This is a genomic window from Coprococcus sp. AF16-22, from assembly GCF_003461545.1.
GTDB classification, from domain to species: domain Bacteria; phylum Bacillota; class Clostridia; order Lachnospirales; family Lachnospiraceae; genus Coprococcus; species Coprococcus aceti.
This window is the reverse complement of sequence record NZ_QTXH01000004.1, coordinates 99,076-112,039: the sequence shown is the minus strand read 5'-3', so window position 1 is coordinate 112,039 and position 12,964 is coordinate 99,076. Positions and strand designations below refer to the sequence as shown.

General features: G+C 47.8%; 13 protein-coding genes. 2 read left to right on the top strand and 11 right to left on the bottom strand.

Annotated features, from left to right (window positions below; translation table 11 throughout):
- Positions 1-213: 213 nt before the first annotated feature.
- Positions 214-2,937 carry a transglycosylase domain-containing protein gene (locus DWW60_RS06545; protein ID WP_117874702.1) on the top strand — a complete coding sequence of 908 codons (2,724 nt, stop codon included), beginning with the start codon at positions 214-216 and terminating at the stop codon, positions 2,935-2,937.
- Positions 2,938-3,001: 64 nt separating this feature from the next.
- Here the strand turns inward: DWW60_RS06545 and spoVAE are convergent, their stop codons facing one another.
- Together spoVAE and spoVAD are read right to left on the bottom strand one after the other, a co-directional pair.
- Entirely contained in the window at positions 3,002-3,358 is a 357-nt protein-coding gene (gene spoVAE / locus DWW60_RS06540) for a stage V sporulation protein AE (protein WP_015533143.1), read from the bottom strand.
- A gap of 6 nt (positions 3,359-3,364) precedes the next feature.
- Positions 3,365-4,390: a stage V sporulation protein AD gene (gene spoVAD, locus DWW60_RS06535; protein ID WP_055144017.1), complete on the bottom strand. Its 1,026-nt coding sequence runs from the start codon at positions 4,388-4,390 to the stop codon at positions 3,365-3,367.
- Between the two features lie 165 nt (positions 4,391-4,555).
- Between spoVAD and DWW60_RS06530 the strand changes: the two genes are divergently transcribed.
- Positions 4,556-5,911, top strand: coding sequence for a chloride channel protein (locus DWW60_RS06530; RefSeq protein WP_022217226.1), 1,356 nt, complete (start codon positions 4,556-4,558; stop codon positions 5,909-5,911).
- 7 nt (positions 5,912-5,918) lie between these two features.
- Here DWW60_RS06530 and DWW60_RS06525 read toward each other — a convergent pair whose 3' ends face one another.
- From DWW60_RS06525 to DWW60_RS06485, 9 genes are all read right to left on the bottom strand, one after another.
- Positions 5,919-7,652 carry a VanW family protein gene (locus tag DWW60_RS06525; RefSeq protein WP_022217225.1) on the bottom strand — a complete coding sequence of 578 codons (1,734 nt, stop codon included), beginning with the start codon at positions 7,650-7,652 and terminating at the stop codon, positions 5,919-5,921.
- A complete protein-coding gene (locus tag DWW60_RS06520) occupies positions 7,653-8,033 on the bottom strand; it encodes a DUF3783 domain-containing protein (RefSeq protein ID WP_015533147.1) in 381 nt (126 codons plus the stop codon).
- Between the two features lie 119 nt (positions 8,034-8,152).
- Complete coding sequence (locus DWW60_RS06515; protein ID WP_015533148.1) at positions 8,153-8,602, bottom strand: SpoVA/SpoVAEb family sporulation membrane protein; 450 nt, start codon at positions 8,600-8,602, stop codon at positions 8,153-8,155.
- Positions 8,603-8,642: 40 nt separating this feature from the next.
- On the bottom strand, positions 8,643-9,059 hold the full coding sequence (locus tag DWW60_RS06510) for a stage V sporulation protein AB (RefSeq protein ID WP_022217224.1): 417 nt from the start codon (positions 9,057-9,059) through the stop codon (positions 8,643-8,645).
- Positions 9,049-9,672: a stage V sporulation protein AA gene (locus tag DWW60_RS06505; protein WP_015533150.1), complete on the bottom strand. Its 624-nt coding sequence runs from the start codon at positions 9,670-9,672 to the stop codon at positions 9,049-9,051. The genes DWW60_RS06510 and DWW60_RS06505 overlap by 11 nt, the downstream gene beginning before the upstream one ends.
- A 57-nt stretch (positions 9,673-9,729) precedes the next feature.
- Positions 9,730-10,413: a sigma-70 family RNA polymerase sigma factor gene (locus DWW60_RS06500; RefSeq protein ID WP_022217223.1), complete on the bottom strand. Its 684-nt coding sequence runs from the start codon at positions 10,411-10,413 to the stop codon at positions 9,730-9,732.
- Positions 10,413-10,850 carry an anti-sigma F factor gene (gene spoIIAB / locus DWW60_RS06495; protein WP_015533153.1) on the bottom strand — a complete coding sequence of 146 codons (438 nt, stop codon included), beginning with the start codon at positions 10,848-10,850 and terminating at the stop codon, positions 10,413-10,415. The genes DWW60_RS06500 and spoIIAB overlap by 1 nt, the downstream gene beginning before the upstream one ends.
- A 17-nt stretch (positions 10,851-10,867) precedes the next feature.
- Complete coding sequence (locus DWW60_RS06490; RefSeq protein ID WP_015533154.1) at positions 10,868-11,215, bottom strand: anti-sigma factor antagonist; 348 nt, start codon at positions 11,213-11,215, stop codon at positions 10,868-10,870.
- Positions 11,216-11,327: 112 nt separating this feature from the next.
- A complete protein-coding gene (locus DWW60_RS06485; RefSeq protein ID WP_015533155.1) occupies positions 11,328-12,938 on the bottom strand; it encodes a tetratricopeptide repeat protein in 1,611 nt (536 codons plus the stop codon).
- Positions 12,939-12,964: the final 26 nt, after the last annotated feature.

Sequence of the window (12,964 nt, the reverse complement as noted above, 5' to 3'; positions counted from 1 at the left end):
GAATCATACCGTTGTCAATTTACTCTTTCTGATTTTTTCGTTCACGTTTATTAATTTTTGTTTTGTTGCAATATTTTTTTCTTTATTATTATACTGTTATTTGATATACTAATTTGAAGTGTATATTAACGGCAGTAGTCTGCCCTTATTTAGAATTTACTTTTACAATTAAATAGCGGGGATCTATCCCCCAGGTTTTAAGGAGGTCTTTTTATGGATTTTACTAAGAAGGGAGCGGTGAAGGCTCAGAAGGAGCTGGTATCCAAGCTTCCAAGAAACCGGCGTAAGCTTAACATTTCTGTGTTTAAGATTATACTGGTGCTGGTGCTCGCCATTGTGATAGTCGGTGTCGGAGCCGGATTTGGAGCCCTCAAGGGTATTCTGGATGATACGCCGAACATCAACGCTGACGCTCTCATACCTAAGGGATACAAGACAACTCTTGTATACCAGAATGGAAAGGAGATCACGACACTTGCCAATTCCAACTCCAACCGAGAGTATGTGTATTACGACTCTATTCCTGAGGATCTTGTGAATGCATTTGTCGCTATAGAGGACAGACGTTTCTGGGAGCACAACGGAATCGATGTACAGGGTATCGCCAGAGCATTTATAAAGGGTCTCAAAAGCGGAGACTTCGATGAGGGTGCTTCCACTCTTACACAGCAGCTTATCAAGAACAACGTGTTCAACGTCGGACTGAATGAGTCAACCTTCCTTGATAAGCTCGAACGTAAGGTTCAGGAGCAGTATCTGGCTGTGGATATGGAGAAGAAGATCGACAAGAAGTCGATAGTCGAGTATTATCTGAACACCATATATCTCGGAGAGGGCTGCTACGGTGTTGAGACTGCTGCCAAGACTTACTTCGGCAAGGAGCTCAGCCAGTTATCGGTATCTGAGTGTGCCGTGCTCGCAGCAATTCCGCAGAACCCTACCAAATACGATCCTCTTCTGTCGCCTGATGACAACAAATCCAGAAGAACCCAGGTTTTGAAATATATGCTGGATCTGGAGTATATAACACAGGCACAGTATGACGAGGCAATAAACGATAATGTTTACAAGCGTATCGCTTCCGTATCTAAGAAGGAAGAAAAGGAGCAGAAGACAGAGGTCAACTCATACTACACTGATGAGGTCATCAAGCAGCTTCAGAATGATCTGGTTGCCAAGGGCTACTCAGAGGATGAGGCTGAGACATTGATCTGGTCAGGCGGACTCAAGGTAATCGTGTGTCAGGATCCTGATATTCAGGAGATCGCTGATTCAGTTGTAAATGATGCATCCTATTGGCCTGAGCCTGTATATCAGCTCAACTACGCTCTCACCCTTGCGGATAAGGAGACAAAGGTTCAGACGAACTACAGCGTGGAGAATCTTGAGAGCTGGTTCACAGAGCAGGAGGGCTACGACTACAGCGCAAGATATTACAGCGAGGATGATGCCCGTGCTGCGGCTGACCAGTTCAAGGATGCAATGGTTGCCAAAACCGGCGACGAGGTCTTCATGGAGACATTCAAGCTGGTCATCCAGCCACAGGTATCATTCACTCTCATGGATCAGAACACCGGTCAGGTCAAGGCACTTGTCGGAGGACGAGGAGAGAAAACTGAGAACAGATCATTCAACCGTGCAACTGAGGCGACCAGACAGCCTGGTTCCTGCTTCAAGATCGTTGCTGCATATCTCCCGGCACTGGAGGCATGTAATATGTCTCTGGCAACCGTATATGACGATGCACCATACAACTATGAGAATGGTAATCCTGTATACAACTGGTACGGCGGTTACTGGGGACTTAAGACTATCAGATACGCTATCATGGAATCTATGAATATCATAGCCGTAAAGTGTATCACAGATGTAACTCCACAGCTCGCATACGACTATCTGCTGAAGCTTGGATTTACAACTCTTGTTGAGAGAAAGACAGACAGCGACGGTCTCATCCTGTCAGATATAAACCAGTCTCTTGCACTCGGTGGTCTGACAAACGGTATAACAAACCTTGAGATCACAGCCGCTTACGCCACCATCGCAAATGGCGGTAATTATATAAAGCCTGTATTCTATACAGAGGTATATGACCATGACGGCAATCTTCTTATAGACAACAGGGAGCCTGAGAAGACACGTGTCATATCAGAGCAGACAGCATGGCTTCTCACAAGTGCCATGCACGATGTTGTAACAGGAGGTACCGGTTCAGGTGCCAACTCTTACACAGGTATGTATACAGCAGGTAAGACAGGTACGACATCAGGTGATTTTGATAACTGGTTCTGTGGTTATAACCCATACTACACAGCTTCTATATGGCTTGGAAATGATGAGAACATCACATACAGCCCTGGTTCTATCAAGTGCTATATGTGGAGAGATATCATGGATCAGGTCATTGAGAAGAAGGGACTTGATACATCAGCTACATTTGAGATGCCGGACGGAATCGTACAGGCCACTGTATGTTCGGATACAGGACTTCTTCCATCGAATGGATGTCCTACCGTAACAGATTACTTTGACGCATCCAAGATTCCTACAAAGTACTGTCCAGGTGTCAAGAAGGTTGTCGTATGTAACGAATCACACATGCTTGCCAACAAGGAATGTCCTGAGACTACAACCTTCATCTACAAGCTGAATGATGATGGTGAATATGTTCTTGAGGGTTACACATGGGATGAATCACTCCTCAAGGAGCACTGTAACATCCACGGCAAGAAGAAGGATACAAAGAAAACTACCAAGGCAACCACGACCACCGAGGATACATCGGAGGATACAACGGAGGATACAACAACGGAGGAGCCTACAACGACTGAGGAACCTACAACTGAGGAACCAACGTCAGAGGAACCTACCTCTTCAACGGAGATAACCACAACCGAGGAACCAAGCTCGGATGATTCAACCGATACAACTCAATGACGGAAAGCCCCATCATACAATTCAATGTATGATGGGGCTTTTTATATCCTGCCTGTCTTCTATTCTATTTTGTCATCTTCGGCTTGAATATCAACGATGCAAGATATCCAAATATCAGTGCGGCCGAGCTTCCAACCGCCGCCATCTGGAAGCCTCCGCGGAACAGTCCGATAAATCCATCCTTATCAACCGCCTCAGTTATGCCCTTCCACAGATTATATCCAAATCCCGTGAGCGGCACCGATGCCCCGCACTGTGCAAATTCCAGAAGCGGCTTGTATATTCCAAGCGCTCCAAGCACAACTCCCGTACAGACGAGTATGACCATTATTCTTCCCGGAAGAAGCTTGGTCTTGTCCATCAATATCTGGGCAAGAACACATATTATTCCGCCAACCACAAACGCTTTTACATAATCCATTTACATCTACTCACCTTTCTTTTCGTGATGCTCTATCATGACCGCATGGGCGATCCCCGGTATGGTCTGCCCCTCGTTATAGCTCACCGTGGAAAGCAGGGCTCCCGTCGGAACAAACAAAACTCTCTTCCACTCCCCGGAGCTCAACTTCTTCAATATATATCCGGCGAGGACGGTCGCCGAGCAGCCACAGCCCGATCCGCCAGAGTGGGTATCCTGTTCCTCGTTTTCAAATATCTCTATACCGCAGTCCATATGATTTGCCGATATATCCACATTGTTCATGCTCAGAAGATCCTCAAGTATCGTCTTGCCGACCTTGCCGAGATCACCGGTTATTATCCTGTCGTAGTATGTGGGCTTTATTCCAAAGTCCTGAAGATTCTGATATATAACGGCAGCCGCCGCTGGTGCCATGCACGCTCCCATGTTGAGGGAATCCTTCACACCATAGTCCACTATCTGCCCTGTGGTTACGCCCTGGATACACACATCTGACTCTCTGTCTGACACCACAAAGGCACCACTTCCCGTGACCGTCCAGGTAGCTGACAGGGGACGCTGATTTCCATATTCCAAGGGAAAACGGAACTGCTTCTCCGCACTTCCATAGTGGCTTGACGCCTCCGCAATGACGTTGTCCGCATACCCCGCCGCCACAGTCATGGACGCAAGCGACAGTGCCTCCCCGCACGTCGAGCACGCACCATACAGACCGAACACCGGTATCTCCATATCCTTGATTCCAAATGTCGACGCTATGAGCTGTCCCAGCAAATCCCCGGCAAATATATACCTTATATCCTGCTTGACTATTCCCGCCTTCTGTATGGCAAGGGTCACCGCCTGACGCACCATCTCGCTCTCGCCTTCCTCCCAGGAATCTTTGCCAAATGTTGCATCCTCGCTCACTCTGTCAAAATATCTCGCCATGGGGCCGTCTATCTCCTTCGGCCCCGCCACCGCTGCTGCCCCCAGTATATATGGGGGATTGCCAAATTTTATGCTCTGTTTTCCTTTTTTCTCATTCATATCATGCAACTCCCTTATATGGATAAATGTAACTGTTACTATAATTCCCTTATGCACTGCAGATTATAATGGTAGTTTTTGTTAATCTCAGCACTGGACAAATTCATTTATTTGCTTTAACATTACTAAAGTTGCTTTACAAAGAAAAAGGAATGGAGAATCGCCGTGGAATTTACAAAGGAATACTGGGTAAACTGTTTTAGCAGATGTGTCAGATATGCTACGACTTTTTTCAAATGGATAGTTTTTTCACTGATAATGGGAACAATATGCGGGCTTGTCGGAACAGCTTTTCATATATGCGTAGAGTACGCCACCGGCTTCCGTGAGAACAATCATATGATAATATATTTTCTGCCGCTTGCGGGAATCGTGATCGTATTTATATACAGGATCTGTGGAATAAGACATTCCAAGGGAACCAATCTTGTCATCGGTTCCATAAGAAGTGTGGAGGACGAGATTCCTTCCCGTATGGCTCCGCTGATCTTCATATCGACGGTCATTACACACCTCTTTGGAGGTTCATCCGGCCGGGAGGGTGCCGCCCTTCAGATAGGTGGAAGCATCGGTGTCTCTATAGGCAAGCTATTCAAGCTGGATGACAGCGACAAGCACATACTCACACTGTGCGGTATGAGCGCTGTCTTTTCGGCACTGTTTGGAACGCCAATAACGGCTGCACTTTTCAGTATGGAGGTCATAAGTATCGGCATCCTCTACTACTGCGCATTTGTGCCTTGTCTGTTCTCGTCAGTCATCGCATACGCAATAACGAAAAAGCTTCACGTTGTACACGACCACTACAATATAGCCGGCATGCCGACATCCATGGATGTGCCTTTGGTGATCAAGGTCATCGGTCTGGCTATCCTGTGCGCAGTGCTCAGCAGTCTGTTCTGTATATTCATGAACGTTGTGCACAAGCTTTTCCGCAAATATTTCAAGAACCAGTATGTGCGCGTATTCGCAGGAGGCGTGATGCTCGTCCTGCTCAACATAATACTCAACACCACCGACTACAACGGAACCGGTATGAACATCATCGCCCAGGCGCTCAACGGAGAGGCAAAACCAACGGCTTTCCTTCTCAAGGCGCTGTTCACCGCCATAACAATAGGCTGTGGATTTCGAGGCGGTGAGATCGTTCCATCGTTCTTCGTCGGTGCCACATTTGGATGCGTCATGGGTGGACTCATGGGACTCGACCCGGGCTTTGCCGCTGCCCTCGGAATGGTGTGCTTCTTCTGTGGCGTGGTAAACTGTCCTCTTACATCTCTGTTCCTGAGCATAGAACTGTTCGGAGCGCACGGAATACTTCTGTTCACCATAGGATGTGCCGTCAGCTACATGCTGTCCGGCTATTACAGCCTGTACAACGAGCAGAAGATCATCTACTCCAAGCTCCGCCCTCACTATGTCAATCTCTACACCAACCAGGAGATAAAGACCAAGGAACCGGGATTTCTGGAAGGCCTTATAAGGATCAGGGAGGACGACTCAGACGACATTGAGGAGTAGCCGGCAGCTACTCTTCCTGAGTATCTGACTCAGACTCAGTCGTCTTCTTATCTGTGTCTGAGCTGTCACTCTTATCTTTGTTCTGATCCTTATCTTTGTCTTTATCCTTGTCCTTTGGAAGCTTTCCTACCTTGTACACCTCGTCACGCTTAGAGTACACGCTTGTCGCCTCAGGATTGTCCGATATGACATTTCCATCGCCGTCATACACTCTTCTGTAGGACTGCACTGTAAGGCCCTCTATTCCCACTGTGTCAAGCACCTGCTCATCCTTGCCAAGACTCTTGTCCAGCTCATACTTGGTCTCATATGGCTCTGTCTCAACGGTCTCCGTGTAGAGCTCCACGCTGAACGGCTCCGTGATGGTGCCCCATATCGTACATGATGTGGAATATCCATCGTAGCTTGTGCTTATCTTTATCGGGTAATCCGTGTCATTTGTAAATACAAAGTCACATCCGCCCCACGCCACAGTGGCGTCAAGTCCCGCAGGAACATACGATGAAGGGTATGGATGACAATGTCTCTCATCTATCTCGAGATTCGCATACAGGCACGCCATGTACATGGTGGATGACACCTGACATATTCCACCGCCCATGTCCATGACTGACTGTCCGTCAGCATATGATGGGCCCGGAAGGAAGCCTCTCTCCTCGGTGAGCTCTCCGACTCCGAGGTTATATGAAAATGACTCTCCCGGCATGAGTATGGTTCCATCGCAATACTGCGCCGCCAGCTTGACATTTGTCTTTCTGTTCTCCGAACCCTCAACCTCTGTGCTGTATGAACTCATCTCGTCTCTGAACAGCAGCTTCCTGTATCCTTCCGTACTCATATCCGCCGGGGTGTATGTGAGCGGGATGCTCACATCCGTTCCCTTCTTGGCAGATTCAAGGCTCTTCTTTGCCGCCTCCAGATCAAAGTCCACACCGTCCTTGGCCTCAACTACCTCGTAGTTCTTGTCCGGGTCAAGCGTTGGATTCTGCGGCTCACAATGTACCTTTTTGTATACCTCGTCCAGATCCACGTCAGCAGACACGACAGGACATTCCACCACAGTGCCATAGTCTCCTTTTGCTATCTGCTTCTTTATGCGGGTTACCAGCTTGTCTGTGTCTATCCTGTAGCTGCCCTTTCCCTTTGTCACAATGAGGTTCTTGTCCTCTATCCTGTATCCATCCTCTATATCCAGATCGACCTTCATCATATCACTGCTCTCGATGGCGGTCGTTATGATGCCGCTGTCGCCTATATATGGATAAATATCATAGCTGCTTCCAAGTGTCCATGATTCCAGAAGCCCATAGCCTCTTCTCCAGAAGCTGTGTGAGTCATCCTGTATCTTCTGCACAGACTTCTCAGAATCCATATCCAGCGCCGCCGACACATCCAGGGTGTAAGTCTTGTCATCCAGCTTCACCTGTATGCCCACACTGCTGTAATCGCGTCTGAACTGGTCATTTATGCTCTTTGCCGCCTCCGCAGATTTCATTCCGCCAACGTCTAATCCGTTTATGGTGGTCTTTTTGTACAGCTTTCTGTTGCCCACACACGCACATATTAGCGCATAAAATATCACCATGAACACCGCCGTGAGTATCCAGCTTATCACTCTGTATCGCTGCTGTCTCTTCCTCCACTGCTCAGATGCACGCCGTCCTGAACGTCCTGAAGCTCTCTGCCTGTTCTGCGCAAGTCTATTTTCAGTTGTATGTCCGTTTCTTCTTTCGTCTGCCATCTACATTCCCCTCATCCTGTAGAATAGATATTCCTTTGCAAGCTCCGAGTAGAGCTGCTGTACAGTCCACTCCCTGTTGCTCCGTGTCACTACCGACTTCAGCCTTACTGCCGGAAGCCCGGTCTTCTTATACCTTTCAAGAAATATATCAAGTTCTTTGCTGCTCACTCCGTCAAATATGAGCATATCCATACTGAGATCTTCCGTCTGTCCGGTCTCATCTCCACAGCCAGATATGTCAGCCGTGTCGCACAGACTTCCGACCTTCATACCATAATGCTTTCTCTGAATGTCAACGCACTCCGCACCTATGTCACTGCATATATCCTGTACTGCACTCTTCTGCTCAGGTGCCAGATTGACTGTCATTAGCCTCTTCATGTCAGCATTTCTCCTGTCTTTCTTCTTTTGTCCAAATCTATACTCATTATGTTATTTTTTCAAATATTGTCAACCGATGTGGGGAAAATATGTTGATTTTTAATTTAATAAACCCCATTTCACCATATTGAGACTATCCAATATATAACACCGAGCAGCCAGCTTGTAAATATACCGTACAGTATAACAGGCCCCGCTATGGTGAACGCTTTCACGCCCTTTCCGAACACCTCACCCTCAGTCTGGAATTCCACTATGGGCGCACACACACCATTTGCAAATCCTGTGATCGGCACAAGTGCTCCGGCACCGCCGTACTTTGCTATCTTCTTGTAGAGATTCAGACTTGTGAGGATGACACTTACGAGAACGAGTATCAGCGATACATACGCATACGCCTCGTCTTCCTTCACATCGAAGTGTACCAGCAGGTCAAATATCCCCTGCCCTATCGTGCAGATCACACCGCCCACAAGAAACGCCCACAGGCAGTTTCTTGGCACACTTGATGTTGGTGTCACAAGCTCCACATATTCATTGTAATCACTCTCTGTAGGTTCAAACTTCATAACAAATACCTCCATTTCACACAAAATAATTTTGACTTTATCACATGCCCAGAACGACACTCAGCACCGAGCCCACCAGTTTTCCCGCGGCAAGGCCGTATATGACATAAGGGAGATTTCTTCTCACACTGAATCTTCTGGCCGCGATCGGTATGACATTCAACACCTCCGTAAGCGCCCCCGCCAGGCATCCCACAAATATCCCTCCGAACAGACATATGATGGTATATCCCACCCATGTCACCGGAACCGATATTTTGAATACATATATCAGATTTGCCAGCGCCGCACCATATGCCAGCAGACACTCTATGAGCAGATAATACCTTGCCCCCTTTACCTTCTCAAGGAGCTTGGGGAATATTCCTATCATGGATATAAATGCAAAATACCCGCCCGATATGGCCACACCGCTGGCAAAGCAGGCTATGGCAAGCATAGCGTATCTAATCAGCATCTCTCTCCGCCTTCTTTCTGGAGGCATCCGTTATGACTGTCTGGTTGACCTCCTGTTCATACTGTCTCATCTGAACCTGAAGCGGTGTAGGATCATCAGAGAATTTTTTCTTTGCACCGTGATTGAAAAATACGATTATACCGATGAAGAGCCCCAGGGAATATGCTATTCCCGCCACAGGATAGGCATCCCTGCCCTGCCCCACAAATATGTTGTGCATGACGTCAAGCTGTCCAACCATATTGACATCCGAGTTGTACGACATGATGGAAAAGCCTGCTCCGAAAAATGCGATGAAGCATATCATCAGGAATTTGAAGAACTGCTTTACTTTGTCGCTGGTGTCATATGTCCTGTAATACACAACCACGTCCGTTGCCCCTATGGTCTGTGTCTGGCAGTCCGGGTAGTGCTCCTGTATCACCTGCAGAATGTACATCACCGATATGACCTGCTGCTCCTTGCTTCCGGAAAAGCTCATGAGCTCCAGCTTCTCCACGCCGTATTTTATATCGGGATTCGGGCTCAGCACCGTCGCCACATCTTTTATTTTGACTTTTCGCTTCTCCGCCAGACAGCTCTCCGACAGTTTCAAATACAAAAGTTCAGCCATATACATGTCCCCTGTTCTTATATTCTAAGAATAGTCTGTCCATGTATATGGCTGATATTACTCCAATATTTTCCATCTGAGTCTTCCGAGTATCTTTTTCTCAAGCCGGCTCACCTGCACCTGGCTCATGCCAAGGATCTGCCCTGTCTGTCCCTGCGTCTTGTCCTGAAAATACCTCAGCACCACAAGTTTTCTCTCATCCGGCGTGAGCGTGTCCAGAAGCTGCGATACACACAGCCTGTCCACGATGCGGTCTCCATCTTCCGTGCCGCACATCTCCGCGTGAAGATCATCTATGCATGTCACATCCGATGCCGCGTCCATCGCCATCACAAGCTCTTCAAGAGTCGCTCCTATAGCCTCACATATCTCCTCCATTCCCGGCTCAGTCCCTCTGTTTTTTTCGACCTCGTGTCTGTATCTGTCTGCCCTGTAGTATATCGTTTTAAGATTTCTGCTGACCTTCACCATTCCGTCATCCCTGAGAAAGCGTCTAATCTCCCCCTGAATGAGTGGAACCGCATACGTGGACAGTTTTACCTCATAGTCCATATCAAACCTGTCTATGGCCTTTACAAGGCCTATAAGCCCTATCTGTATAAGATCCTCAAGTTCCTGTCCTCTCCCCACATATCTTCTGGCAACGCTGACCACCAGTCCCATATTGTCCGTCACAAGTTTATCTCTGGCATCTCTGTCTCCATCTTTTGCAAGTTCAAGCAGACGATGATTATCCGCCATCAATATATCTCCTGACTTTTTCCTATTATCTTCTTCATATTTACCACGGTTCCCTCACCCACGCGGGATTCTACCTTTAGCTCATCCATGAAAGCCTCCATAAATGAAAATCCCATGCCCGATCTGCTTCCGTCCGTGACAGTGGTGTAAAGCGGCTCCATTGCCCTGTCGACATTCTCTATGCCGCAGCCGTGATCTGTGATCGTTATGTACAGGGTGCGCTCCTCTATGTATGCCTCCAGGATTATGCTTCCCTCCCCGGATCCATATCCGTGTATTATCGAATTCGTGACAGCCTCCGACACCGCCGTCTTGACATCCTCCACCTCACTGAGTGTCGGATTTGTCCTCGTCAGCATAGCCGCCACCACGACTCTCGCCACAGCCTCATTCCGGGCATCACAGCCAAATTCCATGATCAATCTGTTCTTATCCATACCATTCTCCTCGTTATCTATATTTTATCTGTCCAATCCTCAGCCTCATCCCGGACACCGCTGTCCAGCCTTGTCGCGATCCTGTATATACCGGACATGAGCAGTATCCTGTCCATTCTCGCATTTACATTTATCACCCCAACGCTTCCCCCTCTGTCGTGGAGCTGTCTGTACCTTCTCGTTATAAGTCCTATCCCCGAGCTGTCCATGAACGTTGTCCTGCCAAAATCAAATATGGCATGTCTCACCACCTCCTCGGCAAATACTCCGTCTATCCCTGCGGTCATCTTCACCGCCGCATAATCATCCACCTCTCTGGGCATATACACGATTATAGTATCCCCCATTTTCTCGTAGATATTCATCTTCAATCCCCCTGTCACAAAATAAAAGGCACAAAAGAAACGGTTAATCCTTATCCGTCTCTTTTGTGCCTTCTATAAATTATAATCTTTTTATATGTCTTTCTGTCTTTCGTTACTGTCCGTCAGTTGTATCTGTTCCATCGCCTGTATACGAACTGTCGGTCGTGTCTGTTCCGTCACCTGTATACGTATTGTCGATGGTGCCTGTTCCATCATCCGTATACGTGTTGTCGGTCGTATCCGTTCCATCACCTGTATACGAGCTGTCGGTTGTATCTGTTCCGTCACCTGTGTCCGTGCTGTCGGTCGTACCTGTTTCGTCACCTGTGCTTGATCTGTCGGTTGTATCTGTTCCGTCGCCCGTGTTCGTGCTGGCTGTACTTGCAGAATTCTTCTTTTCAAGTCCCGCCTGTATGGCATCTTCATCCGCATAATCACACGCAACCGTGTAGTATACGGAGTTCGGACAGTTCTCAACAAGCTGGTTAAATACCAGTGTGGCATTGTTATCATCAGAAAGCTTCAGATAACACATCGCCTTGTAGAACAGTGCCACATCGCTGTTAGGTGTATCCTGAAGGACTCTGTTCAGATCATCTATGGCAGCCTCATATGTCATGGTCTCGTACTTATAGATCGCTGACTGTACCCTTGCCTTATTGTCATCCGACAGAACCTGTGAAGCGTAATCGCCATACTTATCTATCTGTGTCTGAAGGTTTTTCGCCTCAGTCTCAGCATTTGTGAGCTTGGTGGTCATGCTGTCCACCTGTGACTGGAGCTCCGATATGGCCACGTTCTTATCCGCTATCTCCTGACTGAATGTAACCTTCAGGTCTCTCTCTGAATTGTCAGCCGCCTTATCCCTGTGCGGGATGATGAGCGTCCACATGGCCGCAAGTCCCAGAACAACTCCCGCTATGATATAAGCGATGGAATATTTGTAGAAATTGATGTCCTTGTATCTTCCAACCGGAATCGGATCCCCATCAAAATCCACCTCGCTGTTGCCGGCTATGAGCTTCTTCTGGTCATCCACGAACAGAGAATCCACATCGTAGTCCTCCTGCGGATAATCCCTGAAGTTCATGATCTCCTCATCAGTGTGGCCCATCTCATTGAAATATCTGACCGCCACTGGATTTGTCCTGTCTATCTTGATGACACGCTTGAGTGCCTTGCGAGCCTTGTCATATCTTCCCTCGTCGATGAACAGAAGTGCAAGGAGCAGGTACCCCTGTATAAATCTGCTGTTGTCGGAAAGTACCTTTCTGAGCTGTATAAAGGCAAGATCCTTGCTGCCCTGCTTCGCATATACCAGCGCCTGATTATACTTTCTGGTTACATTGTTCACCGCCTCCAGCCTGTGTGGGTTGGATTTTATCTCCTTGATGTATCTCTTGGCGACATTCTTGCCGTCAAAATAATTCACACTCACTACCCAGTGGCTGAGCGCCTGAACTATCTCTCCGGTCTCATAGTACACCAGTCCAAGAAGGTTCCGGGCATCTATATTCATCTTGTCATACTTCAGAGACAGCTTGAGCGCCTCCTCCGCACCTGACATATCCCTGACCCTCGCCTTATCAAGCCCTATGTTGTAATAGTACTTTGACGAGTTGAGAGCCTTGTTCACGTAATCTATCTTCAGTCCGCACCTGGTACAGTAGCCTGTGACGGCTATCGCTCCACCGCAGTGCTTACAATTCAGTACATCTGCCATATCTTAATCTCCCGACCAATCTGTGT